Source organism: Gorillibacterium sp. CAU 1737, assembly GCF_039888655.1.
In the GTDB taxonomy this organism is placed as follows: Bacteria; Bacillota; Bacilli; order Paenibacillales; family NBRC-103111; genus Gorillibacterium.
Window position 1 is genome coordinate 400,398 of the sequence record NZ_JBDQQO010000004.1, and the last position, 23,585, is coordinate 423,982.

Annotated in this window: 24 protein-coding genes and 1 riboswitch; of the genes, 14 read left to right on the plus strand and 10 right to left on the minus strand. The window is 57.7% G+C overall.

Going from position 1 to position 23,585, the window contains the following annotated elements; genetic code table 11:
* Positions 1-43 precede the first annotated feature (43 nt).
* Complete coding sequence (locus tag AAFN83_RS11560) at positions 44-1,279, minus strand: NAD(P)/FAD-dependent oxidoreductase (RefSeq protein ID WP_347769407.1); 1,236 nt, start codon at positions 1,277-1,279, stop codon at positions 44-46.
* 136 nt (positions 1,280-1,415) lie between these two features.
* Here AAFN83_RS11560 and AAFN83_RS11565 point away from each other — a divergent pair, with 136 nt between their 5' ends.
* Both AAFN83_RS11565 and AAFN83_RS11570 read left to right on the plus strand, forming a co-directional pair.
* Positions 1,416-1,646 (plus strand): hypothetical protein, encoded by a 231-nt coding sequence (locus AAFN83_RS11565; protein WP_347769409.1) that lies wholly within the window; start codon positions 1,416-1,418, stop codon positions 1,644-1,646.
* A gap of 33 nt (positions 1,647-1,679) precedes the next feature.
* Positions 1,680-2,021 (plus strand): spore coat protein, encoded by a 342-nt coding sequence (locus AAFN83_RS11570; RefSeq protein WP_347769411.1) that lies wholly within the window; start codon positions 1,680-1,682, stop codon positions 2,019-2,021.
* Between the two features lie 87 nt (positions 2,022-2,108).
* Here AAFN83_RS11570 and AAFN83_RS11575 read toward each other — a convergent pair whose 3' ends face one another.
* From AAFN83_RS11575 to AAFN83_RS11590, 4 genes are read right to left on the minus strand one after another with little or no spacing between them, the layout of a single operon-like run.
* Entirely contained in the window at positions 2,109-2,411 is a 303-nt protein-coding gene (locus tag AAFN83_RS11575; protein WP_347769413.1) for a hypothetical protein, read from the minus strand.
* Positions 2,411-2,743: an MGMT family protein gene (locus tag AAFN83_RS11580; RefSeq protein ID WP_347769415.1), complete on the minus strand. Its 333-nt coding sequence runs from the start codon at positions 2,741-2,743 to the stop codon at positions 2,411-2,413. Before AAFN83_RS11580 ends, AAFN83_RS11575 begins: the two co-directional genes overlap by 1 nt.
* Before the next feature lie 3 nt (positions 2,744-2,746).
* The gene (locus tag AAFN83_RS11585; RefSeq protein ID WP_347769416.1) at positions 2,747-3,292 is read right to left on the minus strand and encodes a glutathione peroxidase; all 546 of its coding nucleotides are present in this window, start codon (positions 3,290-3,292) and stop codon (positions 2,747-2,749) included.
* Between the two features lie 5 nt (positions 3,293-3,297).
* On the minus strand, positions 3,298-4,113 hold the full coding sequence (locus tag AAFN83_RS11590) for a Cof-type HAD-IIB family hydrolase (protein ID WP_347769418.1): 816 nt from the start codon (positions 4,111-4,113) through the stop codon (positions 3,298-3,300).
* A 162-nt stretch (positions 4,114-4,275) separates the two neighbouring features.
* Here AAFN83_RS11590 and AAFN83_RS11595 point away from each other — a divergent pair, with 162 nt between their 5' ends.
* The 5 genes from AAFN83_RS11595 (at position 4,276) to AAFN83_RS11615 (ending at position 10,285) form a co-directional block, all read left to right on the plus strand.
* Entirely contained in the window at positions 4,276-4,584 is a 309-nt protein-coding gene (locus tag AAFN83_RS11595) for a Dabb family protein (RefSeq protein WP_347769420.1), read from the plus strand.
* Between the two features lie 206 nt (positions 4,585-4,790).
* Positions 4,791-5,480: a hypothetical protein gene (locus tag AAFN83_RS11600; RefSeq protein ID WP_347769422.1), complete on the plus strand. Its 690-nt coding sequence runs from the start codon at positions 4,791-4,793 to the stop codon at positions 5,478-5,480.
* A 21-nt stretch (positions 5,481-5,501) separates the two neighbouring features.
* Positions 5,502-6,599, plus strand: a complete 1,098-nt coding sequence (locus AAFN83_RS11605) for an ArsR/SmtB family transcription factor (protein ID WP_347769424.1) — start codon at positions 5,502-5,504, stop codon at positions 6,597-6,599.
* Positions 6,600-6,698: 99 nt separating this feature from the next.
* On the plus strand, positions 6,699-8,501 hold the full coding sequence (locus tag AAFN83_RS11610; protein ID WP_347769426.1) for an ABC transporter ATP-binding protein: 1,803 nt from the start codon (positions 6,699-6,701) through the stop codon (positions 8,499-8,501).
* Complete coding sequence (locus AAFN83_RS11615; RefSeq protein ID WP_347769428.1) at positions 8,498-10,285, plus strand: ABC transporter ATP-binding protein; 1,788 nt, start codon at positions 8,498-8,500, stop codon at positions 10,283-10,285. Before AAFN83_RS11610 ends, AAFN83_RS11615 begins: the two co-directional genes overlap by 4 nt.
* A 122-nt stretch (positions 10,286-10,407) precedes the next feature.
* Here the strand turns inward: AAFN83_RS11615 and AAFN83_RS11620 are convergent, their stop codons facing one another.
* From AAFN83_RS11620 to AAFN83_RS11630, 3 genes are all read right to left on the minus strand, one after another.
* Complete coding sequence (locus AAFN83_RS11620) at positions 10,408-10,875, minus strand: C40 family peptidase (RefSeq protein WP_347769430.1); 468 nt, start codon at positions 10,873-10,875, stop codon at positions 10,408-10,410.
* A gap of 3 nt (positions 10,876-10,878) precedes the next feature.
* A riboswitch (cyclic di-AMP (ydaO/yuaA leader) is annotated at positions 10,879-11,011 on the minus strand.
* Positions 11,012-11,227: 216 nt separating this feature from the next.
* A complete protein-coding gene (locus AAFN83_RS11625) occupies positions 11,228-12,046 on the minus strand; it encodes a hypothetical protein (protein WP_347769432.1) in 819 nt (272 codons plus the stop codon).
* Between the two features lie 10 nt (positions 12,047-12,056).
* Positions 12,057-14,048, minus strand: a complete 1,992-nt coding sequence (locus AAFN83_RS11630; RefSeq protein WP_347769434.1) for a M1 family metallopeptidase — start codon at positions 14,046-14,048, stop codon at positions 12,057-12,059.
* Positions 14,049-14,243: 195 nt separating this feature from the next.
* Here AAFN83_RS11630 and AAFN83_RS11635 point away from each other — a divergent pair, with 195 nt between their 5' ends.
* On the plus strand, positions 14,244-14,750 hold the full coding sequence (locus tag AAFN83_RS11635; protein ID WP_481810504.1) for a YwhD family protein: 507 nt from the start codon (positions 14,244-14,246) through the stop codon (positions 14,748-14,750).
* A 148-nt stretch (positions 14,751-14,898) separates the two neighbouring features.
* Here AAFN83_RS11635 and AAFN83_RS11640 read toward each other — a convergent pair whose 3' ends face one another.
* A complete protein-coding gene (locus AAFN83_RS11640; protein WP_347769438.1) occupies positions 14,899-16,953 on the minus strand; it encodes a transglycosylase domain-containing protein in 2,055 nt (684 codons plus the stop codon).
* Between the two features lie 174 nt (positions 16,954-17,127).
* Here AAFN83_RS11640 and AAFN83_RS11645 point away from each other — a divergent pair, with 174 nt between their 5' ends.
* Together AAFN83_RS11645 and AAFN83_RS11650 are read left to right on the plus strand one after the other, a co-directional pair.
* Entirely contained in the window at positions 17,128-17,451 is a 324-nt protein-coding gene (locus tag AAFN83_RS11645; protein WP_347769440.1) for a hypothetical protein, read from the plus strand.
* A gap of 179 nt (positions 17,452-17,630) precedes the next feature.
* A complete protein-coding gene (locus AAFN83_RS11650; protein WP_347769442.1) occupies positions 17,631-18,065 on the plus strand; it encodes a YwiB family protein in 435 nt (144 codons plus the stop codon).
* A gap of 25 nt (positions 18,066-18,090) precedes the next feature.
* Here the strand turns inward: AAFN83_RS11650 and AAFN83_RS11655 are convergent, their stop codons facing one another.
* On the minus strand, positions 18,091-19,056 hold the full coding sequence (locus tag AAFN83_RS11655; RefSeq protein WP_347769444.1) for a S8 family peptidase: 966 nt from the start codon (positions 19,054-19,056) through the stop codon (positions 18,091-18,093).
* A 499-nt stretch (positions 19,057-19,555) separates the two neighbouring features.
* Between AAFN83_RS11655 and rpoE the strand changes: the two genes are divergently transcribed.
* The 4 genes from rpoE (at position 19,556) to fba (ending at position 23,555) form a co-directional block, all read left to right on the plus strand.
* The gene (gene rpoE / locus AAFN83_RS11660; protein ID WP_347769496.1) at positions 19,556-20,056 is read left to right on the plus strand and encodes a DNA-directed RNA polymerase subunit delta; all 501 of its coding nucleotides are present in this window, start codon (positions 19,556-19,558) and stop codon (positions 20,054-20,056) included.
* A gap of 262 nt (positions 20,057-20,318) precedes the next feature.
* Positions 20,319-21,923 (plus strand): CTP synthase, encoded by a 1,605-nt coding sequence (locus AAFN83_RS11665; protein WP_347769446.1) that lies wholly within the window; start codon positions 20,319-20,321, stop codon positions 21,921-21,923.
* Positions 21,924-22,104: 181 nt separating this feature from the next.
* Positions 22,105-22,482, plus strand: a complete 378-nt coding sequence (locus AAFN83_RS11670) for a response regulator (RefSeq protein WP_347769448.1) — start codon at positions 22,105-22,107, stop codon at positions 22,480-22,482.
* Positions 22,483-22,700: 218 nt separating this feature from the next.
* Positions 22,701-23,555: a class II fructose-1,6-bisphosphate aldolase gene (fba, locus tag AAFN83_RS11675; protein ID WP_347769449.1), complete on the plus strand. Its 855-nt coding sequence runs from the start codon at positions 22,701-22,703 to the stop codon at positions 23,553-23,555.
* Positions 23,556-23,585 lie beyond the last annotated feature (30 nt).

Consider the following 23,585-nt stretch of genomic DNA (forward strand, 5'->3'; position numbering starts at 1 on the left):
TCCTTTTACGAATGGGATGGACAGCAGGATGGTGCTTTCCATTTTATCCTTGGACTTCTGCCAACGTGCGTGTGGGCCGATCGATGCGGAATATCTCCGCATCCGGGTTTGACTTGCCTTCGATCAAGTCAGCGTTGATGCGAGCCGCAATCAGGCTATACAAGCTGCCGTTTCCGCCATAGCCCAAGGAGAAGAAGCAGCGGGGGTAACCCTCCTGTGCCCCGATCATCGGCAGGCCGTCATGACTCTCGCCGAAGGCGGCCGCCCAGCCATATTCAGCTCGAAGCGGCGGGAGCTGGGGGAACAGCTTCTGGACCTCGGCGAGAAGCTGTTCTTTTTTCCGAGGGAGCATTCGATCCCTTTCAACCGGATCGGCTATCGGTTCATCCAGCCCTCCGGCCACAATCCGGTTATCAAAGGTGGTCCGTACGTATAAGTAGGGACGAGCCGTCTCCCAGATAAGGCAGCGATCCGGCCAGTCGGGAAATTCCTCTAACGGTTGGGTGGCGATTACATAGGAGCTGATGATCTGGGCATTCGGGTTGGCCTTCATCTCCTGCGTCTCGTAGCCAGTCGCGAAAAGAGCGTATTGGGCAGTTATGCAATGTCCTTGGTCCGTGTACAACCGTATGCAGGAGTTGTCCGCCTTATGATGGCGGATACTCGTCTGGTCATGGATGGATACTCCGCGTTTCGACAGGCTGTCTGCCAGCGAATGGACGAATCGATAGGGATTGAGTTCCGCATCGCCTTGACTTAGCATAGCGGCAGGTTTGCGAAACGAATAGCGGGCAGCAAGCTCGTCCCCCGAGAGATAGCTCACCGGAAAGCCGTGCCGGGCAAGGGTTTCGTACTCTTCCTGCAAAGCAGCCACGTCCTCCTGGCAGCTGGCATAGTAAAGGCTGTCCCTTCGCTTAAACTGCGGGTCGAGCGAAAGCTTGCCGCAGACCTTCTCAAAGTGCTCAACCCCGTCCATGCACAGCTGATAGAAGCGGACACCCTTTTCCTCCCCAAAGGAATGGATGCAGGAGGTGAGGCTCTTGTCGCTGGAATACTGGATGAGCCCCGTATTTGCCGAAGAGCTGCCGCCGGCTACGGCTCGCTTGTCGACGACCCGAACGCGAATGCCCCGATCGGTCAATTCGTGAGCCGCCAGCATACCGGATACCCCGCCGCCTATAATCAGCACATCACAGGCCACGTCCTGCTCAAGAGGCGGGTAGGAAGGCGGGGCAGGCAACGTGTCGAGCCAATTTGATTTTTCCGTTCGCAGGTTCATGCGCGTCCTCCCTGTTCAGGTACCCTCTGGTACCGATATAGTATGGCTTCTCGCGGGTACGTCATTCGAATTCGGAATACATATCCCCCTCCAATCAGGGAACCTTAAAGGCGAACAAAGGAAAGGAGGGAATCCCATGTCCATGCAGCCCCTGACAGCAAAAGAGCTGGAGTACATCGTCGACTCCATGTCTAACGAAGAGCTGCTTCTCAAACAATGTGCCGCCGCAGGAGCCGCCGCTACGAATCAAGCGGTGAAGCAATTCTGCGAAAGCGAGCTTAAAGCACATGAGCAGCATTTAAACGGCTTGATGAATCTGCTCCAGCAGCATCAAGCTTCCGCACCCCAACAACCCGCTATGCACTAATCCCATTCTCGACGAAAGGAGGAGCCCACTCCCATGGCTCAACAAACCAAAGGAAGCCTTGAAGAAAAGGATTGGCTCAACACCATCATCTGTGACCTGAAGCGTACGACCCGTGAATATGCGACCGCTGCGACGGAGAGCAACTGTCAGGTCGTTCGCCAAGAGTTTACCCGACTCCTGAATGATACGCTCACTCTGCAAGGCAGGCTGTTTGATTTCATGAAGCAGCAGAACATGTACAACACGTCGTCCCCGGCTCTTGCCCAAGAGGTAAGCAAGCAAATTCAGCAATATCAGCAATCGGGGCAGCAAGCGTTCCAATTCGCCCAAATGCAAGGCTCGCAGATGGGACAGCAAACCCCTGCCTTTATGTAAAGCAAGGGCAGGCGGCCTGAATCAGATGGCTGGCCTTGTGAAAAAGAAGCCTTCCGCCCATGAACGGGGCGGAAGGCTTCTTTGCAATTAGACAAGCCCGAAGCGCCTCACCTGCTCCTCCTGGCCTTCGGCGAGCAGAATCTCGCCTTGCCGGGGACCGAGCAGATCGAAGTGGGGGTAGGGCAATCGTTTGTGGATATAGCGCGGCGGCAGGTCGTGGTGCTCGCACCAGGCGGCGAGCCGCGCAAGATCGGCACAGCCGACCTTCGTTACGGTCTTGCAGCCGGGAAAGCGCGGATCGAGCCAATAGTGGGTGAGGAAGGCGAGCTCGCCGCGGTCGATCGCCGCCTTCCACTCCGACAGCTCCCGGCGTGAGATTCCAAAGGCCATCAGACGTCCGTGCCTCCCTTGCTCGCGGAGGGGGAATAGCGGTAGCGGTCGAGGTCGATGCACCCGTCGGGTGTAACGTCGACGCCGTCCCGCCCGAGCAGCATCCGCTGGGTATAGGCTCCGTCCGGGTCCAGGAGCGAAATGCGGCCTTCCGCGTTCACCACGCGATGCCAAGGGAGGTCGTGCGACTCGCTCATGGAATGGAGAATGCGCACGACCTGGCGAGCACCTCTCGGACTGCCTGCCCAGGCCGCCACTTGGCCGTAGGTCATCACCGAGCCGGGAGGAATGGCTTTCAGGATCTCCAGGACCCTTTGCGTAAAGGGCTGCATGGCTTACAGAAGCGGTTCAATGGCGGCTTCGAGATCGAGCGGATCGACCGGCGATTCAAACCGTTCCACGACTTGTCCTTCCCGGTTGATCAGAAACTTCGTGAAGTTCCATTTGATGTCATTGCCCTCAAGCCGCTCCGGGAAATGTTCCTCGAAATAAGCGTTCAGCATGCGGCCTGATGAAGCGGCGAGGTCAAAGCCCTGAAACGGCTTGCTGTCCGTCAGGTAGGCAAACAGCGGATGGCGCTCCGATCCGTTCACGTCGATCTTCTCGAACAGCGGGAACGTAACGCCGTAGTTCAGCTGGCAAAAGGTGTGCACGTCCTCGTTCGTCCCCGGCTCCTGATCCCCAAACTGGTTGCAGGGAAACCCGAGGATGACAAATTCGCGCTCGGCGTACTTCTCGTAGAGCTTTTGAAGATCGGCGTATTGCGGGGTGAATCCGCATTTGCTGGCGGTGTTTACGATGAGCATCACCTTGCCCGCATACTTGTCGAGCGTGACTTCCTGTCCGCGAATGGTGTTGGCGGTGTACGCATAGACACTCATGGCACTTACTCCTTCGCTTCTGAGATAGGGTTCAGGATAAAGCGGTCGATCACTTGCTTGACACCGTCTTCGTTGTTGCTGGCGGTCACGTAGTCGGCAATTTCCTTCAACTGAGGAGTGGCATTGCCCATGGCTACGCCGAGTCCCGCCTCCAGAAGCATCTCCCGGTCGTTCCAAGAGTCGCCTACGCCGATCGTCTCGGACAGCTCGCAGCCGAAATGGCGGGCGAGGAAGCCGAGCGCATGGCCCTTGGTGCCTTCCCGGTGCATGATTTCAAGAAAATGAGGCTTCGACTTGGTGATATGCACGTCGGGTCCCAGCAGCTCCTTCAGCTCGGGAGCGATCTCGTCCAGATAAGCAGGGTCGTCAATGATCAGCAGCTTCGGCGTCGGCTTGTCCATCATGGCCCGGAAGTCCGGCTCGATAGAGTAGGGCGTGCGGTTCAGCTCGCAGTAGCCGCGCAGCTTCTCATTGTCCTCGCGAGCGGACAGCTTGTCGTCCACGTAGGTCTGCAGGTGAAGGTTTCGCTCCAGGCAAAAGTCGAGCAGCTTGTGGGCGGCTTCCTTGGGAACGAAGCGCTCGAACAGCACCTCTTCGTCCATCAGGTTTTTGATCAGGGCGCCTTGGTAGGTGATGATCGGCACGTTCAGGCCGGTCTGGCGGGCGATCTTCTGGGCGGAAGCATAGGCGCGGCCGGTGGCAAGGGTCACGATGACACCTTTTTCCACTGCTTGCTCCAGCGCTTTCTGAGTGGCAGGGGTTACTTCCTTGTCGTCGTTGATCAACGTATCGTCGATGTCGATGGCTATGAGCTTGTACATAAGCGGCATTCTCTCCATTTCTCTCTTCTTCGCCCCATTGTACCAAGCATACCGGAACGCGGTCAAAACGGATATAATGGAGTCGAGCGCAAAACCGTTCCGGTTTGGTGCAATGACTATAGGGAGGCTGCCGATCCGCGCGCAGCCGAAAGGGGTACTTAAGTGGCTACCAACGAACGCATCATTCACTCCGTCATCTTCCGCTTGAAGCACGAGGCCGGGGCGCAAGCCGAGCAGCAGTTTCTTGAAGACGGGAAGACCCTCCTGTCCGCAATCCCATCTGTCGAGAATTTTTGCGTGCTTCGCCAAGTCAGCCCCAAGAACGATTATGCATTCGGGTTTTCGATGGAGTTCGCCGATGAGGCGGCTTACCAAAGCTACAACGAACATCCCTCCCATGTGGCGTTTGTTCAGGAACGCTGGGAGACAGAGGTCGAGGCCTTCCTGGAGATCGACTATCAGAACCTGTAAGCACACCGGTCTGACCGCGAAGCAAGCTTGTCATCATGAGAAAAAGAGGCCGTCCCGCCAAGGGGGGGGCCTCTTTTTTGATTGCCGTCTGCCTGAGGCAGGTCCCCCGACTTTGGTCTAAGTTGGAAACCGGACTGCGGATGGTTCATCGCCGGCGGATAGTTCTTTATAGTGGATACAGGAATAGAACGGGCGGAGGTTGGACAATGAGCGGGGCAAACGAACGAACGGTTTACATCTTGCTGACGGATACAGGGACCTGGTTTACTCGCATGATCCGGTTGTATACCAAGGACAGCTACAATCATGCATCCCTTGCCTTTGATGAAGAGCTGACGGAGGTTTACAGCTTTGGAAGGCGGAGGCCCAATAACCCGTTTGTGGCCGGCTTTGTTCGCGAGAACCTGCGCGGAGAGTTTTTTCGAAATGCCGACTGCAGCGTATTTGCCTGTCGGGTGAATGAAACATCCTATCTGAAAATGAAGGAACGCATCGCTCAAATGGAGGGGGATGCGAGCCGTTACCGCTATAACCTGCTCGGGGTATTTGCTGTCATGTTGAAGGTGGTGGAGCTGGAGCGGGAGGATGCCTTCTTTTGCTCCGAATTTGTGGCGACCTTGCTGTCGGAGAGCGGAATCCGGGTAGGAGACAAGCCGCCCTGCCGGGTTACCCCCGGGGATCTCGCGAACGGAAGAGCCTTTCAACGCGTTTACGAGGGCGAGCTCTTTCCCTATTTGTACGGAGAGGAGCAGACTGATTCCGGTTCAACCTGGGAAACAGAGAGTTCCACGGAAGACAGTATCCGAAAAAGGTGGTTGACAAAACAAAGGGGTATGGGTATCTTTAACATTAATCAGATATTAAAAGTTAAACGATATCTTCCTATGTTTAAATAACCACTGACAACGGAGGTTGTGATGGATTTGGATGCGATGCTTCGGGAAAGGCTGACCTTTCGCTACTGGGAGCCGCTAGAGTTCCTGATTTCGATGGGCATGATCGCTTGTGAGGATGCTATGCGAAAGCTGGCGGAGGATTACAAGGTGGAATTTGACCCGCTCATGGATGAATTCCTGACCTATGCGAGAGAGAACCTGTCCGCCCATACGATGAGAGAATTGAAGTTTTTCCTGGGTCACGATTTCTTTCACAAGTCGTTCGACATCAGCGCCTATCAGTTCCTGACCCTGCATCCTGAGCTCGATAACGTGGAGGCATTCCTGGAGGCGTTGAAGAAAGAGCCGCTGGAGAGCTTGATCGGCAGCACCGTGCTCGGAGTCTATTACGACCGGCTCGATGAACTGATGGAAGGCGAATCTTGGGAGACGAAGAAGCAGGATTTACCGTTTCTCCTGCAGCAGGTGAAGAAGGTTTCGCCCATGCCCGTTATGGCCGGCGCTCACCAGCCGCTCCTCGAATGCTTGTCCCACCCGGAGGAGGCGCGGCAGCGATTCTTGCTGATGATGGAGCAGGTTCATCTGGCCGTATTCGCGCCATGGAGACAACGAATTTCTGCGATTACGGAATCGGCCGTCTCGCATTACCGCAGCCAGTTCGAGGAGGATCCCTCTGCTTTCATTCGCTTCTACAACAAAGCAACCCCGGATCTGTTCGCGCTGGAATCCCGTATCGTACTGCACGTCAGCTTCTGTCTGCAGATGGGCAACCACAACATGAGCTTTGACGGATTCGCCCTGTATCTATTCGGCATCTTCAACGAGAAGGTATTTGGGCCTGAAGCGTCGCTGGAGAAGCTGGAACGGTTTTTCAAGGCGATGTCCGACAAGCGAAGGCTGGCGATGCTTCAACTGCTGCTGAAGCGTCCGCATTACGGAACGGAGCTGGCGGAAGCGCTCGGCATCACGCCGGCAGCGGTGAACTATCACGCCAACTTCTTCTTTTTCCTCGATCTCCTGCAGCTGAAGCGGGATGACCACCGACTCTATTACCACGTCGATCAGGAGAAAATGAAGGAGCTGCTGCAATTAGCGGGCCAGATGCTTTTGAAGGAATAGATAGAGAAAGGTTTAGTCGGATAGGAGCGTGTTCCTAACACGCCCTAGGGGGATCGTCACCCGGGAGAAGGGGACGGATACGGGTTGGGGGGAAGAGGGATGGCTGTCAAAGAAGCCGAAGCGGCTGCCAAGCCGCCGGTCACGGTCACGTTAAAGAGGCTGCTGGGTCTCGGCAAAAGGTACTGGGGAGCATACCTGGTGTTGTGCTTGTTCGCGGTGATGGTTTCACTCTCTTCGGTCGTGATGGCGGAGGCCTTTCGCCGCATTCTCAACTCGGCTACAGCTGGCGATGTGGATGCGCTGAAGGGAGCGCTCATTCTAGGGCTGGTTTCCATTGTGCTTGAAGTAGGCGGGAATTTTTTTCGAACGTATTTGGCCGCTAAGCTCGAATACTCCTCTACGGCCCGGCTGCAGGAATCCGTCCTTCGCAAGGTACTTCGCCTTCGCACGAAGGACCTCGAAGGCCATCACTCGGCGGATTTGATCAGCCGCATCAATGACTCCGCTGCGGAAGCGCAGAAGGGGCTGAACGTGAAGGCCGTGGACCTTCTCGTCAATGCGATGCAGATTATGTTCGTCCTCGTTTACCTGGTCTCGATGGACTGGAGCCTCACGCTCGGGGCGGTTGTGATCGCCGTTATCACTCCGCTTGTGATGCTGCCATTCTCTCGCCGGCTGCGCGGGTTGTATGAGCAGCAGGCCAAGGCGTCCGCCGAGCAGCAATCGTTCGTGCAGGATACGGTGCAGGGAGCAGAGCTAGTGAAGAGCTTCGGGCTTTTTGCCCGAATGAGAGAGACCTTTCGCGAGAAGTATGACGCCTTCATGAAGGTGCATATTCCCATCCTTCGGCTGGAGGCAGTCGGTTATCATCTTCCGATTCTGGTTATCCTGGGCGGATTGCTCTACGTGCTTGGATTTGGTGGGTACCTGGTGGTTCAGGGCAGGTTGGACGTGGGGGCAGTGGCGGCCTTCCTCATTTCCTTTGAACAGCTGTCCAATCCGATGAGCAAGCTCTCCAGCCTGTGGACGGAGCTGCAAGGGGCCCTCGCGCAAACGAACCGGATGTTCGAGGTGATGGACCTGGAGGACGAAGATGCCGGCGGGGCGGAGCCCCCGCAATCGGGCCGACAGGATCGGAACGGGGATCTGGTCATCGAGGAGGTCTCGTACCGGTATGCTCCAGATCGGCTTGTGCTGGATCAGATGTCCCTCGTCATCCCGCAAGGAAAGATGACCGCGTTCGCCGGGCCGAGCGGCGGCGGCAAGAGCACCCTCATGAAGCTGCTTATTCGGATGTATGAGCCGGAGGCCGGCACCATCCGGCTTGGCACCGAGGAGGTGGCGTCCATCCCGGTTCGGGAATGGAGGGAGGGGCTCGCCTATGTGCCGCAGGAGCCTTACCTCTTCTCCGGAACGCTCTATGAGAACATCGCCTGGGGACGGCCTGGCGCCACTCGCGAGGAAGTAGTGGAAGCGGCCAAGCAAGCCGCCATTCACGACTTCATCATGCGTGCCCCGGAGCAGTACGAAACCCGCATCGGGGAACGCGGGCTTACACTATCCGGCGGCGAGCGCCAGCGGCTCTCGATTGCCCGCGCCTTCATCCGCGATCCCAAGCTGCTCCTGCTGGATGAACCTACCTCCGCCCTCGACAGCGAGAGCGAGGAGAGCGTGCAGGCGGCGCTCTCCCGATTGATGAAGGGACGTACGACGGTGACGATCGCTCATCGGCTCTCCACCATCCGCGATGCCGATTGCATCTACTACATGGAGCAAGGCCGGGTGTGGGAGTCGGGCACCCATGAAGAGCTGCTTTCGCTGAACGGTCGTTATCGCGCGATGTACGAACGCGGGCGAACGGCCACTGAATTTGAACTGACGAAGGAGGAGTATGCCTCATGAACGGAAAACCTTCCTTTTTGAAGGTCGCCGGACGGCTGGTTCGTTACGCTTCCGGGCGTGATCGCATCCTGCTTCTGGGAGCCATACTCCTGCTCTCGGCCAACCTGCTGCTCGACATCGGGATCGCAGCCATTCAGGAGCAGTTCATCGACACCATCAACCAATCAAACCTGGCTACGCTCATGCGATTGACCGGTATCTGCTCCGCCGCTGCCCTCGTCGTCCTGCTCAGCTTCATGGCGCAGTATTACCTGAAGCGGCTGTCCATTCGGCGGATGACGCGAGGAGTCGCCGAGGATCTGTTCGCGAAGACGGGACGGCTTCCGTTCCGTACCGCCGAGGAGATGCATTCCGGCGACCTCGTCAGCCGAAACAGCAAGGACACGGAGCTGTCCATGAAGCTGGTGGAGAGCGCCATCTTCGATCTCGGCTATAACCTGGTGCTCTGCCTGGTCGCCTTCGGGTACCTGGTCCGCCTGAATGTGGTGCTCGCTTTCGTGGCGCTCGGCGCCGGTCCCCTTGTGTTCTTGAGCGGCCGCTTCTTCGACCGCCGCCTGCGCGGCTTGTCGGAGAGCATCCTGGCCAAGGAAGCCAGCGTCCGCGCCATCCTTCAAGAGATCCTGCAAGGGGTTCAAGTGGTTCGCGTCTTTGGGATGGAGGAGGTGCTGGTCGCTCGCTACGCCGAGGAGCGCAAGCAGCTCAATGCGATGCTGCAGCGCCGGGCGATCCTGAACGGATTGCTGTGGCAGGTCTCCTCCTTCATCAACGGAGTGGTCCTGATCGGCTGCGGCGGTCTCATGGCCTACTACACCATTCAAGGAGAAGCCACTGCCGGCGGCATGGTGGCGTTCATCCTTCTCATGGGCCGGGTGCAGTGGCCGTTCGTCAACATGTCCCGGACCTGGGGAGCGGTCCAGGAGTCGCTCGGCGCGGCCGATCGCGTCTTCGCCGTACTGGACCTGCCCTCGGAGCCCGGAACGGAGTCTTCCCGCCCGGCGGCTCCTACGGAGGCAGCCGACGCTCCGGTGCTCGCGCTGAAGGACGTTCACCTTCAGCACCCCGGCCAATCGAGCGAGCCGCTCTTCAGCGGACTCAGCCTCGCGGTTCAACCGGGGGAGACCGTCGCTGTCGTGGGGCCGAGCGGCTCGGGCAAGACGACGCTCGCCCGCCTCGCATGCGGCCTCTATGAACCGGATCAAGGCGATGTGGAAGTAGCGGGCGTGCCGCTCTTGACCCATCGGGAAGAAGCCCGCTCTCACCTCACGTATGTTCCGCAATCGCCGTACCTCTTCTCGGGGACCATCCAGGACAACATCGCCTTTGGCTCAGAGGGAGCGAGTCGCGACGCCATCGAGCAGGCAGCCAAGCTTGCCGGAGCTCATGAATTCATCGAGCGCCTGCCGGACGGCTATGACACCGTGCTCACTGAGAGCGGGGCGAACCTCTCCGGGGGTCAGCGGCAACGGCTTGCGATTGCACGTGCCTTCCTGCGCCAGGCGCCGCTGCTCATTCTCGACGAGGCGACAAGCGCGCTGGATAACGAGTCGGAGGGAAGGGTTCAGGAGGCGCTCGACACGCTCATGCAAGGACGAAGCACCCTGGTGATCGCTCACCGCTTATCAACCGTTCGGGGAGCGACGCGCATTGTCGTGCTGGATCGGGGAAAGATTGTCGAGACAGGCACACATGCGGAGCTTTTGGCACGAGGCGGTCTCTATGCCCACCTGTACGAATTGCAATTTGCGCAAGCGGAGAAAGGGGAGCTCGCGGGAGCGGCTTCCTGATCCGTCGGCAGGGGATGGCTTCTGCGGGACGAAATTCCTAATATAGCAAGCGAAAAGCCCCCGAACCACGGGGAATCCGAGTGGTTCGGGGGCTTTTCGAAGCTGGACTGGATCGTACGGGCTTACTTGGCGATATCGTTGTACTGCTCGTTCGTCAGGATTCGGCGAGCGGTGACATACCGCTTGGCATAGTAGGATTCGCTCAACTTGTTCTTGATCACGCCGTTGTTGGTCGACGCATGAACGAAAACTCCTGCTCCAAGGTAAATCCCGACATGCGAGATGCCGTTGCCGCCGGTGTCGAAGAACACCAGATCGCCTGCGCGAAGATCGTCCTTGTCCACGGCCTTTCCTTGCTTCGCCTGATCTCTCGAACTGCGATCGAGAGAGATGTCAAAGGCATCGAAGACGTACTGGGTAAAGCCGGAACAGTCGAAGCCCTTGGTGGTCGTGCCGCCGTAGCTGTAATCGATGCCGATCAGCTTACCCACCTTGGTCTCCAGCTTGCTGGAGTCATCGGCGAACGCGTGACCGGACATGATTCCGAGCGTGAGCACGAAACCAAGCAATGCCAAAACAGCCTTCTTCAAGACAAAATCCCCTTCCAGTGCCTACGAGGTTAGCTAAGGGTTCGGTTGAAGGTTCCCTATGATCCTTCTCTTGCAAGATCAATTCACCCAAGACGGTTCCCCCGTTTTCCTTGCGGAAATTCGGCTTGTTCGGATCCAACCCGTGCTGGATAGCGAGCGGATTCAATCGTTCGAAAAACTGTATTCGCCTTAAATCGTCTGTTTCCTCCCTACTATATTAATTTTCTATAAAAAAATGTGTGGACACTCGAAAAATAGGGGCACCCGCCCAGAACCGTCAAAAAAGCGAAGCTTTGTCCAAAAAGGACGAAAGCTTCGCTTTTGTCGGGTCCGGCCTATTGAGCATTTGCGGTCAGACGTGCTCGCTCTTCCTCATGAACAGCTCATGCTGAGCGGTGATTCCCCAGAGGGAAAGGAAGGTGCGAACGAAGCTGAAGGCCTGGTAGAGCAGGAATGTCCACAGCCCGGCATCCCAGAGCGCGGCGGTCACGACCCCCGCGGAGAGAAGGCCGGTCAGCAGGAGAAGCAGCGCGGCCAATCCGAGGATGGACAGGCTTGAGGTGACCGCCCGGATCAGGGTCGAGAGAAAGGGCTGCTCGCTCGCTCGACCAAACTGCAGGTGGAGAAACAAGAGGTGCAGCAGGTATCCGTAGGCGGCATAGGCGGCAGCATAGAGGAGGAGCGTGTTGGGCTGTGCGGCCACGCGATACAGGTCGTTTACGGAATGGATGGCAGGGAAGAGCCAGAAGAGCGGAACCAGGGTGAGGGTCATCTGGAGCAGGTAATAAACGAAGAACGAGAGACTGAGCATCCTCACGCCCTTCATGAAGCGATAGCCGGTGTTCAGATGAGTGTGCACGAGCGAGTAGAAGACTCCGGCATTCAGGAAGGGGGTTATCAGCATACGAAGGCCGAGCAGCAGCAGGAGTCCCCACAGGACCTCTCCCGCGAGGTCGGATTTGGCGAGCCGGAACTGTGCCTCCATGAGGAAGAGCTGGGAGCCGCCTTCGGGTCCGTGGGCTCCGGGATAACGGGCAAGAATCGGGACGACATGAGCCTTAACCAGCTTGAAGAGTACGAAAGCCCAGGCGAATCGGTACAGAAACAGGAGGAAGAGGGCGAAGGGCTGCCTCCAGGCGCTCGCCCAGCCGTCTTTGAGTAAGCGGAACATGACCGTCACCTCACCACGCGACCCCGATCATGAGGGCCTCGATTATTTTTTGCAGGCTGAGACTGAACCGGAGCTGCTGCTTGTCATCCACTTGCGCCTTCAAGTGGTTGTTAATGACGCGCGATTCCAGGACGAGCGTTCGCTCGGGGTCGATCTGGACCCAGTCGACAGGGGCAGAGTGAACGAGCTTGTATTGAATCTCGCTGGCCTCTGTGCTCCAGGCGATATCCTTGGTCGAGCCGTCTGCGAAGTGGATGCGAACCGGAACGGTTGGCCAGGGGCCGCCCAACTTGCGGATGAGAATCTGGCTTTCGTAAGCGGGCATCTCCTTCGTGGAGCCTTCAGCCTTCTGGACCCGGATGCTGTCTACCGAAAAGTCGGACATGAGATTCCCGTAGACATAGGCGTCGAAGAAATCCGCCCAGCTTCTTCCTGTGACCCGTTCGACTACCGCCTGAAAGTTTTCTGTTGAGGGATGCCGGAACTTGTATCGATCAAAATAGGCCCGCAGCACTTTGTTCATCTTGTCCGCGCCAGTCTGCCTCTCGATGGCGTTCAGCACGAGCTTGCCGCGGAGGTACACATTGTCGGCGTAGTGATCGTGCGAGCCATATTTCCAGGAGAGCTGCTGCAGCGGCTCCGGACCGGTGATATAAGCGGCTTCCACTGGATGATTCGGCAGTTCCCCATACTCCCGCTCCATCACCTTGTCCTCTGCATAGGAAGTAAAGGCTTCGTCCAGCCAAGCCTCCTCAAACTCGTTGGAAGCCACCATGCCGTACCACCATTGATGACCGATTTCGTGGACAATGACGCGCTCCAGGCTGAGATCGGGGGTCTCCGAAGAGGCTCCCCATGCGGTGATAAGCGTGGGATACTCCATCCCGCCCGCTCCGTTCCCGCCTGCGGGAGGAACGACGATGGAGAGGGTGGAGTACGGGTATTCCCCATACCATTCGCTGTAGCGGGTGAGGGCTTTTTTGGCAGCTTGAAAATAGCGGTTCTTTAACGGCTTGTGCAAAGGATCGAGGTACAGCTTGATCTTGACCCCGGGAACGCCCGGAGCGGAGAACTTCTCCTCCTGGTAGACAAAGCGAGGGGAGGCCGCCCAAGCGAAGTCATGCACATCATCGGCATAGAAGCGGTAGGTCTTGGAGGTCTTGTCCTCTGTTGCCGGCTTGGTGGGAAAGCCGGTTGCCGCCACGGTGTAGCCGGAAGGGACCCGGATCTTCACATCGTAGATGCCAAAATCCGCGTAGAATTCCGAATTGCCGTGGTATTGATGCAGGTTCCACCCTTCTTCTGTGCGGCCGCGCGTTCCCGCCGGCTCATAGACCGCAACCTTGGGGAACCACTGCCCCGCCATGTAGAAGTCTCCGGAGTACCCCATTCGGGCAAAGACCTCGGGAAGCTGAACACGGAACTCCATTCGGAGCGTGACCTTTCCGCCTGGGGCGACGGGCTCCAGCAGCCTTACCTTGAGCAGAGTATGATCCTCCAGGTTGCCGTCATCCGGTCGCACGAATTCGGTCAGCCGCGACAGGTCGTCTCCCTTTTCCGTCTGAATGGTCGTCAGCTTCATGCCGCCTACACTGTTCCCCGTCCGCTTGTCCTCTCGGAGCTTGCCCCCTGACTCCCGATTGAAGGTAGAGTTGTCCGATTCGAACGCATTCGGGTAGAGATGAAGGTACAGCTCCTGCACGGGCTTCGAGCCGGGGTTTTCCCAGGTTACGCTCTCGGCGCCATGCAGTTCCTTCTTCTCGGGAACAAGCGAGACCGAAATGTGGTACTCCACCAAACGGCGGCTGAGCGCCTCATACACCGGGGGAGCGGCCGGCTTGACGTCGAGCGGTGCGGGTTCGATCATGGACACGCTCTGGGTGAGGGCGTTGTCATGGACAATCTTGCGGGGCCATGCGGCGAAGAGCGCCGCTGCCAGAGCCAGAACCAGAATCACGGAGATCCCCGCGGCGACGGGCGGTTTCGATAATCGGAGCTTCATGCGTTTCTTCCCTCCCGAGTGGTCGGACAGCCTTTTACAGCATGTATATGTGGACAGGGAGTGGAATATTTCTCGTGCATGCAAAAGGGAAATCGGCCCAGCATCTACGGGGTAAGGCGAGGAGAGAGGCCGCAGGGGAGTGGAAATGGCGGAGGAGCTTCCGCTACAATAGAGAAAGATTCTCACTACAAAGGAGTGGACGGCTTGAGCGAACCGACAGAAAAAAAGAAGCTAGCCCTCAATATCGTGAGCGGCAAAGCTGCCCATAAAGGCTTCGGAGCGGGCTCCATCGACCTGAGCAACGTATCCTCGATCATCATAGACGGCCCGGAGGCCTTCGTGGACAACGGTGCCCTTCATGCCAAAAGCCGGGTGGAAAAGGGCATCAAGTTTGTTTCGGATGTGAGCGAAGTGCCGAACGGACGGCGCTGCATCATCGTGTGGGTGGCGGTGGAGCGGAATGAAGAGGGCGGGCATTACGCAGGCGTTACCTCTTGCGAGATGCTCATCGACACCGAAGCCCGCCGCGGCTGGAAGGTGCTGGCCGACCATGTCAATCGCATGGACCGCGCGATGAAACGCCAGGTGCTGCTGGAGAACCTGACTGCCGACGAGAGGGAACTCCTGAAGGCAACCCTTCAAGAATTCAATGCTGCTTGGTGGGAGCGCTCCGGCGAAGAGCTGAAGCAAGCGCTGGCTTAGCCGGGCAGCGTGCAAACCGGACATGAACAAAGGGACGTCACCTCCTGCAGGCTTTCGCTTGCCTGGGGCGACGTCCCTTTTTGCTGCTTGCTTACATGGCGCGGGCATCCTCGGCGAGGTCTGCCTTCGCATAGCTGCTTGCCTTCGCTTAGCTGCTCCACCAGCGCTTGAAGTCTTGCCACCACGAGCCCTTGTTCTGCGCGGGGGAGGGGGTGGGCAATGCCGGAGCTTCGGAGCAGAACTCCTTCGGCTCCGTGCCGCTCACGAACACCTCCAGCCGCGAGTCGGCGCAGCCCTGGTTCGCGAGCTTGCGGGTCACCGTGTCCACGTAGACGCTCGTGACTCCGTCCGGCACGGCAAAGGGCTTCGGCGGCACTGCCGCCAGCGCAGTCTCCGTGTACTCGGCGAAGATGGGCGCGGCCTTGTGCGCTTCCGCCGAGCTGATCGTGCGCCCCTGGTCGTAGCCGACCCAGACCGCGGTAGCCAGCTCCGGTGTGAAGCCGACCATCCACGCGTCGGTGTTCGTCGTCCCGGTCTTGCCGGCCACGGGCCGCTTCATCAGGTCCGACACGCGGAAGCCGGTGCCGCCCTCCTCGAAGACGCTCTCCATCAGGTTGGTTAGCACGTAGGCTTGCGCGGGCTCCGCAACCTTCACCTCCTGAGGCTCGGCCCGGTAGAGGACGCGCCCGGAGCTGTCCTCAATGCGGAGCACGGCTACCGGCTCGGTGCGAACCCCTTGGTTCGCAATCGACGCGAACGCGGCGGCCATCTCGAACGGGCTTACGGGATAGGTGCCGAGGGCCAGGGACGGAAGCGGATCAAGGTTGCTCGTGATCCCCATCCGGCGGGCGGTGGCGATGATGTTATCCGCGCCGATGTCGACCAGGGTATGAACGGCGTAGATGTTGTTGGATTTGGCGACCGCCTGCCTCATGTCCATGGGCGCATAAGTGTACTTGCTGTCGTAATTGTTCGGGTGGTACATCTGCTTCCCGTCATCATAGGGAAAGCTGGTCGGCTCGTCCATGTAGGTGGTGAGGGGGGAGAACGTATGGGCGAGAGCGGTCAGATACACCACCGGCTTGAAGGAAGAGCCGGGCTGGCGGGTGGTGGTGAAGACGCGGTTGTATTGATTCTCCGCGTAATTCTTACCGCCCACCATCGCCTTGATGTACCCCGTGCGCGGATCGAGGGAGACGAGGGCTGCCTGCAGGTCGCCGGTTGTTCCGACCTGCTTGGCAACGGCTTGCTCCGCCGCCTTCTGCGCCTCCCGATTCAGCGTGGTGTAGATGCGCAGGCCGCCGGAATCGGAATAAGGCTCGCTCACCTGGAGCTTCTCCTCTACGACGCGCCGTACATAGTCGCGGAAGTAGGGGGCAACGGCGCTCCGCCCCTCGCTCTGCAGGGGCTGAATGGCAAGCGGCTCGCGGGAAGCGGCCTCCGCTTCGTCGGCCGTGATGTCTCCCGCCTTCACCATGGCGGCAAGGACCAGCTTTTGCCGGCTCTTGGCGTTCTCCATGTTCAGATAGGGAGAATAGTAACGCGGCCCCTTGGGAATGCCGGCCATGAGAGAAGCTTCCGCGAGGGTGAGGTCCGCCGCCTTTTTGCCGTAAAGCATCTGGGCGGCGGCCTGCACCCCGTAGGTGGAGTGCCCGAAGTAGATTTGATTGAGGTACTGCGCGAGGATCTGATCCTTGTCATATTGGAGCTCCAACTGGATGGCATAGATGGCTTCCTTCGATTTGCGTGACCAGGTTCGGTCATGACTCAAATAGAGGTTTCGCGCCAATTGTTGGGTGATGGTGCTGGCCCCTTGATCGGCGGACATGGACTTCAGGTTGGTGAAGACGGCGCGGGCGAGCCCTTTGGGATCGATGCCCGGATGCGAATAGAACCGGCGGTCTTCAATGTCGATCGTCGCCTTGATCAAGTAAGGTGATATGTCTGACAGCGCGACCGGCTGGCGATTCTGTCCGGATGTGAGGGCATCGAGCGGGGCGCCTTCGGCATCGTACAGGATGGACGTTTGAAGGAAGGAAACGGCGGGCAGCGCCTGGGAGCGCAAGTAGAGCAGGGCGATAAGGAGCATCGCACCCATCACGATCCCGAGCGAAAGGAGGAAGGCCGCTCCTCTTTTGATTCTTCTGGCAATCCGGTACAAGCGCGATTCTTCTCCCATTGGAGGGCGGGCAGGGCTTCTCATGAGGAGATGCCTCTCTTTCACGTGGGAATGTTACTTAGCAGTATGGGGATCGTTGGCAGTCGGTATACCTGGGGGAACCGATTCCGCTCGGAAAAGGCTGGAGGACAGCCTGGCCCTCATGGTAAAATGAAGGAAGAAATGAGAAGGATATCGTGAACGAACAGGAGGCGTTTTATGCCAATCTCAAGAACATTAAGACGGGTAACCGGCGTTCTGGAGCTCATTCTGGGCATCCCCTTTCTCGGGGCGATGATCGTGATCGGATCGGGCTGGAGCGTGCTTGGCGTGATGCTGCTCTTCCACATCGTCGTGCTGGTGTTTTCGCTCCAGGAACGAAGAAGCGGACTGGGCAGCATTCTCGGCATCATCACGTCCTGTCTGGCCTGGATTCCCTTCCTGGGCATGGTTCTTCACCTGATCACGGCCGTGGTCCTGCTGGCAGGCAGTTTGAGCGGCCCCCGTCATTCAGGAGGGAACCGCCGAACCTACCTTCGCTGATGGGGGAAGGGTTGTCCTCGTGCTTGAACCAAGAAACCTCTCAGGACCAAAAACTCCCGAGAGGTCTTTTTGCTTAGCGGGGAAGAGGCGGGGAAGAGGAAGGATGGAGGTCCTTTGCCGGAGGAAGAGGAATCGACTACACTGAAGAAAAGACAGGGAGTTACCCCAAGGAGGACTTCATGGAAGGAAAACGAAGCGTACGCCTTACCGTGGTGAATGACACCGGCGAGGAACGCATGGTAATGAGCTATGACGCCGATTTATATCGAAAAGGCGCGAATACGTATTATCGTTATCGAGAGCAGGAGGAGATGGGCGATACCGTCACCCTGCTCAAGATCGGCCCCGAGGAGATTCGCATCGTTCGACAAGGGGAGATGGAGTCGGAGCAAGCGTTTGCAGTCGGGGAGGCTCGCACCGGCTATTACCGCACTGCCCAGGGTCTCTTGTCGCTCGCAACCCGGACGAGCCGGATCGCCGTGCAGTTGGAAGAAGGAATCGGTACGGTCGAATGGGAGTACAGTCTCGAGCTGGCGGGGGATGCCGCCGGAACGTACCGTATCTCCATTCACATGGCCGATCGAGCAGATTCAACAGGCGAGACCTCTTTGTAAAAGAGACGGGTAGGAGCTGCCCCTGCTAGCGCCTGCCGACCGAATCGGTTTTCGTTGTCGCTTCTAGGCTCCCGGCCAGCTTCAAGCCTAGCAGGGCATTTGCCTGGCCGGCCTTCAACCGGAGGGAGCCGCGGGTAACAGGGGTTGCGCTGGCCTGGAGAAGGCGGCGGACGGCATTTGGCGACAGCCCGGGCCGGGCGGAGAGCAACAGGGCAATGACGCCGGAGACGTGAGAGGTCGCCATCGAGGTGCCGCTCATTTCCCGATAGCCGCCTCCTACCCAGGTAGAGGCGATCTTGTCGCCCGGCGCGTAGAGGTCGATGCTTCGCCCCCGGTTGCTGAAGGGGGCGAGCCGCCCCCCGCGCGTGGTGGCGCCGACTGCGATTGCATGACGGTAGCGGGCGGGGTAATCCACATCGCCGATCCGCCCTTCGTTCCCTGAGGAAGCGACGACGACGATGCCGTTCTGGTAAGCGGCACGTATTGCTTCCTGTAGAGAGCGGGGGGCGGTCTTCATCCCAAAGCTCATGTTGATGATGTGCATCTTGTTCCGGATGCACCATTCGATGCCGTGCACGATATCGGACACGTAAGCCGTGCCGTTGCGGTCAAAGGCCTTCACCGTATAAAGCTCCGCATCCGGGGCAATCCCGTGTATGCCTTTGCCATCCCCTGATGCAACAATGGTTCCGGCGATATGAGTCCCGTGGCCGTTGTCATCCCAGGGAGCCCGACCGGGATTTACCAGGTTGATCCCGCCGGCTGCTGCACGCCGAAGATCGGGGTGGCGGTAATCCAGCCCGGTGTCGATGACCGCAATGCGGACGCCGGACCCGGTGGAGATGGGCCAGGCGGAGGGAGCTTTGATCTCTCGCACCCCCCAGGGCAAGGAGGGGGCACCGGATCGATAGGGCCGGGAATCGGGAACGGGAACCAACGGGGATTCAAAGATGTTTGTCCGGTATATGCCATTGGAGAGACGAGTGCCCATACGGAATCCTCTCCCTTGCGGTAGTTTTCGTTTATCGTATGAGAGGGGGAAGAACCTCGCCTGAGAAGATCGCCCTTCTTCCAAGGAAATGGGGAGCCGGGTGCGCCATCCGGCGCCTGGGAGCATACGATGCTAGGGAGGATCGGTTCTCGGAGTCCTCTAGTCGGGTGCAAGGGGCGTATTCCCGGAGAACCCATCCGGGAAGGATACAGTCAGGGCGGGTTCTACCCGCCTTTTTTCCATTGGATCGGGAACTTCCCCGCACGCTTCTCCCCGAGCGCATCCTGGCTTGCAATTTGAGGAGAAATAAGGTTTACTATAGAGTACATTGGGTAGAAGTCTTTTTTTGCCGGAACCCTCTTTTGCGAGCGGCCCAAAAGAAGCTCTGCCGGACGTTTCAACGGACAAACGAAAATCGTTTGAGGGAGTGTGTTCCAACTTGAGCAATCAAGCATATCCGCCGCTTCGGCTGTCCCCCGAGCAGGCCAAGGAAACCGCTATGGTGGACCTGGCGTTCCTTATCCTGAAGACGGCCAACACGCCGTTTTATTATCGGGATCTCATGACCGAGGTTGCTAAATACAAGGGTTTTTCGGACGACTACGTCCGTGAAGTGATCGCCCAGCTGTACACCGAGATCAACGTTGACGGCCGCTTTGCCTGTGTTGGCAACAACCTGTGGGGCCTGAAGCGCTGGTACCCGGTAGACAACAAAGCGGAAGATTCGGTCGGCGGCAAGCGTCCTCGCATCATCAACGATGACGATGACGATCTGGATGAAGAGGATTCGTTCCCCGAGGAAGAGGAAACCTACACGGCGGACGAGGAGGACTTCGACTCCTTCGACGAGGACCGTGACGAAGTGAACGAAGAGGAAGAGGAAGAATTCTTCCCGGATGGAGAATCGGAAGAGGAAGAATCCGAGGACGAGGAAGAATCCGACGAAGAAGAGGAAGAGGAATTCGAAGACGAACAAGAGGAAGAGGACGAAGAGAATTAAGTCCCCATTTCCGGGGTCGATGGGGTTCGCCTGAAGCGAGGGCAACCGAGTCGATCCCGGCTCTTGACATGCCCCCTGGTGCAAGGTAAACTATTGCATGGGCTAATCGAAGACATTCGAATTGCATAGTGCGGATAAAAAGTGCCCCGTGGCTACGGGTGTCACTTTTTTGTTTTTTTCACCCGGTTTTGCAGCAATCTTAAGGTAAGGCTGAATCACCACAGGAGCCGCAGGGCTTACATCAACCAGGGGGTCAAACGTTGTGACGAAGTATATTTTTGTAACCGGTGGGGTTGTATCCTCGCTCGGCAAAGGGATTACGGCAGCATCGCTGGGAAGACTGCTCAAGAACCGCGGACTCAAGGTCACCATCCAGAAATTCGATCCGTACCTGAATGTCGATCCGGGAACCATGAGTCCCTATCAGCACGGAGAAGTATTCGTCACCGACGACGGAGCGGAGACCGATCTTGACCTCGGTCACTACGAGCGGTTTATCGACATCAACCTTTCGAAGAACAGCAACGTCACGACGGGCAAGGTCTATTCGTCCGTTATTTCCAAGGAGCGGCGCGGCGAATACTTGGGCGGCACCGTTCAGGTCATCCCCCATATCACGAACGAGATCAAGGATCGCGTATTCCGTGCTGGCCGTGAGACGGGAGCAGACGTCGTCATCACCGAAATCGGCGGGACCGTAGGCGACATCGAGAGCTTGCCCTTCCTGGAAGCGATCCGCCAGATCAAGAGTGACATCGGTCGCGAGAATGTCATGTACATTCACGTCACCTTGATCCCGTATCTGAAGGCGGCGGGTGAAGTGAAGACGAAGCCGACCCAACACAGCGTCAAGGAACTTCGCAGCATCGGCATTCAACCGAATGTCATCGTATGCCGTACCGAGAAGCCGCTCACCGAGGACATGAAGCGCAAGATTGCTCTGTTCTGCGATATCGATCCGGCTGCCGTGATCGAAGGGATCGACGCGGAGACGCTGTATGAAGTTCCGATGATGTACCGCGACCAAAAGCTGGATGAATATGTAGTGAACCACTTGAAGCTGGACGCGAAGCCGCTTGAGCTGGCCGACTGGGAAGCGATGGTCGGACGGATCAAGGGGCTGGAGCACAAGACGGAGATCGCCATCGTGGGCAAATACGTCTCGCTTCATGATGCGTACTTGAGCGTTGTCGAAGCGCTGAGCCATGCCGGTTTTGCCTGGGGCACCGACGTTCGCATTCGGTGGGTGAATGCGGAAGAGGTGTTTGATCACAACGTGGACGAGCTGCTCGGCGGCGTTCATGGGATCTTGGTTCCGGGAGGCTTCGGAGATCGGGGCATCGAGGGCAAGGTCATCGCCATCCGGTATGCGCGTGAGAAGAAGGTTCCGTTCTTCGGCATTTGCCTCGGCATGCAGGTTGCCGTTATCGAACATGCCCGCTACGTGGCCGGCCTGGCGGATGCCAACAGCTCGGAAATCAATCCGGCTACGCCGTACCCGGTCATCGACCTTCTGCCGGAGCAAAAGGACATCGAGGATTTGGGCGGAACCATGCGCCTGGGCCTCTATCCGTGCAAGCTGGCTCCGGGATCGCTTGCGGAGCGCTGCTACGACGATGAGCTCGTCTACGAGCGTCATCGCCACCGGTACGAGTTTAACAACCAGTTCCGCGATCAGATCGAAGCAGCAGGGCTCACGATCTCGGGTACCTCACCGGACGGACGCCTGGTGGAGATTGTCGAGCTGAAGGATCACCCGTGGTTCCTGGCCGTTCAATTCCATCCGGAATTTACGTCCCGCCCGAACCGCCCGCAGCCGTTGTTCCGTGAATTCGTGAAGGCAGCCTTCGAGCTTGGTCAAGCCTGATAAGAGCTCCTTCCAAACGGATGGCTCGGCAAACCTGACAGCCCCCCTCTTGAAGAGGGGGGCTGTCACATGATTGGCACAAAAAAATTCCTCTTCTGATGGTTGAGTGGAAGGGAATCTCCCTTTATCGTCGAATGTACTTTTTTAGGAATAATTTCCACGAATATGGAGGGCGGTTCCTTTGGACAAGAAAAAGATTTTGATCGTAGACGATCAAAATGGAATCAGGGTACTGCTGGTCGAAGTCTTTTCCAGCGAGGGCTATCAGACCTTTCAGGCTTCGAACGGGAAGCTGGCGCTGGAGATCGTGGTGCAGGAATCCCCGGATCTTGTCCTTCTCGATATGAAGATACCGGGAATGGACGGGCTCGACATTTTGAAGCGGATCAAGGAAATCGATCCTGCCATGAAAGTGATCATGATGACCGCATACGGCGAGCTGGATATGATTAAGGAAGCGACCGACATGGGGGCGCTGATGCATTTTACCAAACCGTTTGATATCGATGAAATGCGAACGGCTGTTCATCATCACTTGCGAAATTCCCAAACCGTGTAAGGTTCCTTCAAATGAGGCTGCAAAAAAAGACCCTGAGCAGGGTCTTTTTTAATTCCGGTCGGTGTCTGAAAAAGTGCGTTTGTGCTTGTCGGAACGGGATTGTTCCTTTTGCTAACGGATGGGCTGTGCTATAATAGGCAGGTATGAGCGGCGGAGGGGACTCGCGTGGTCTTTTCCGCACGACGAAAGATACGCATCCCAATCTAGGAGGAAAAACCATGCCACTCGTTTCGATGAATGAATTCTTGCCGGCGGCAAGAGAAGGCAAGTATGCAGTAGGTCAATTTAACATGAACAACCTGGAGTTCGCTCAAGCGATCACCCAAGCCGGGACGGAGCTGAACTCTCCGTTCATCTTCGGTGTCAGCGAAGGCGCCCTGAAATACATGGGGATCGAATTCACGGTTGCTCTGGCAGAAGCTGCTGCTAAACAATCCGGACTTCCGATCGCCCTTCACCTCGACCACGGCAGCTCCTTTGACGTCGCTATGAAATGTATCCGTGCGGGCTTCAGCTCCGTTATGTTCGACGGTTCCCACCACTCCTTCGAGGACAACATCCGTCTGACGAAAGAAATCGTTAAGGCTGCTCACGCGATGGGCGTGTCCGTAGAAGGCGAGCTCGGCACCATCGGCGGTACCGAGGACGACATCTCCGTTGACGCAGAACTGGCTAGCCTGGCTAAGCCGGAAGAAGCGATCCGTTTCTACGAAGAAACCGGAGTTGACGCTCTGGCTATCGCGGTAGGTACGGCTCACGGCGTATATGTCGGCGAACCGAAGATCCACTTTGACATCATCGAGAAGGTAGCTGCTGCCATCCCGGCTGCTATCGTTCTGCACGGCGGTTCCGGTGTTCCGGACGAAATGCTCCGCGCAGCGATCAAGGCTGGCGCTGCCAAGATCAACGTCAACACCGAAAACCAAGTGGCCGGTACGGCCGCTATCCGCGAAGTGCTGAACAAGGACGCGAAGGTTTATGACCCGCGCAAATACCTGACTCCAGCTCGCAACGCGATGGTAGAAGTTGTGAAGTCCAAAATGACCCAATTCGGCAGCGTAGGCAAAGCCTAATTGTCATCTTTACATGTTTTCTGCGACGTA

Excerpts from the sequence above, each read along its gene's own strand:
- AAFN83_RS11610 (WP_347769426.1), top strand. The coding sequence starts at position 6,699 with ATGGCTGTCAAAGAAGCCGAAGCGGCTGCCAAGCCGCCGGTCACGGTC.
- AAFN83_RS11630 (WP_347769434.1), bottom strand. The coding sequence starts at position 14,048 with ATGAAGCTCCGATTATCGAAACCGCCCGTCGCCGCGGGGATCTCCGTG.
- fba (WP_347769449.1), top strand. The coding sequence starts at position 22,701 with ATGCCACTCGTTTCGATGAATGAATTCTTGCCGGCGGCAAGAGAAGGC.
- rpoE (WP_347769496.1), top strand. The coding sequence starts at position 19,556 with ATGGTGGACCTGGCGTTCCTTATCCTGAAGACGGCCAACACGCCGTTT.
- AAFN83_RS11585 (WP_347769416.1), bottom strand. The coding sequence starts at position 3,292 with ATGAGTGTCTATGCGTACACCGCCAACACCATTCGCGGACAGGAAGTC.
- AAFN83_RS11565 (WP_347769409.1), top strand. The coding sequence starts at position 1,416 with ATGTCCATGCAGCCCCTGACAGCAAAAGAGCTGGAGTACATCGTCGAC.
- AAFN83_RS11590 (WP_347769418.1), bottom strand. The coding sequence starts at position 4,113 with ATGTACAAGCTCATAGCCATCGACATCGACGATACGTTGATCAACGAC.
- AAFN83_RS11640 (WP_347769438.1), bottom strand. The coding sequence starts at position 16,953 with ATGAGAAGCCCTGCCCGCCCTCCAATGGGAGAAGAATCGCGCTTGTAC.
- AAFN83_RS11655 (WP_347769444.1), bottom strand. The coding sequence starts at position 19,056 with ATGGGCACTCGTCTCTCCAATGGCATATACCGGACAAACATCTTTGAA.
- AAFN83_RS11570 (WP_347769411.1), top strand. The coding sequence starts at position 1,680 with ATGGCTCAACAAACCAAAGGAAGCCTTGAAGAAAAGGATTGGCTCAAC.
- AAFN83_RS11605 (WP_347769424.1), top strand. The coding sequence starts at position 5,502 with ATGGATTTGGATGCGATGCTTCGGGAAAGGCTGACCTTTCGCTACTGG.
- AAFN83_RS11615 (WP_347769428.1), top strand. The coding sequence starts at position 8,498 with ATGAACGGAAAACCTTCCTTTTTGAAGGTCGCCGGACGGCTGGTTCGT.
- AAFN83_RS11600 (WP_347769422.1), top strand. The coding sequence starts at position 4,791 with ATGAGCGGGGCAAACGAACGAACGGTTTACATCTTGCTGACGGATACA.
- AAFN83_RS11580 (WP_347769415.1), bottom strand. The coding sequence starts at position 2,743 with ATGCAGCCCTTTACGCAAAGGGTCCTGGAGATCCTGAAAGCCATTCCT.
- AAFN83_RS11645 (WP_347769440.1), top strand. The coding sequence starts at position 17,128 with ATGCCAATCTCAAGAACATTAAGACGGGTAACCGGCGTTCTGGAGCTC.
- AAFN83_RS11560 (WP_347769407.1), bottom strand. The coding sequence starts at position 1,279 with ATGAACCTGCGAACGGAAAAATCAAATTGGCTCGACACGTTGCCTGCC.
- AAFN83_RS11575 (WP_347769413.1), bottom strand. The coding sequence starts at position 2,411 with ATGGCCTTTGGAATCTCACGCCGGGAGCTGTCGGAGTGGAAGGCGGCG.
- AAFN83_RS11650 (WP_347769442.1), top strand. The coding sequence starts at position 17,631 with ATGGAAGGAAAACGAAGCGTACGCCTTACCGTGGTGAATGACACCGGC.
- AAFN83_RS11625 (WP_347769432.1), bottom strand. The coding sequence starts at position 12,046 with ATGTTCCGCTTACTCAAAGACGGCTGGGCGAGCGCCTGGAGGCAGCCC.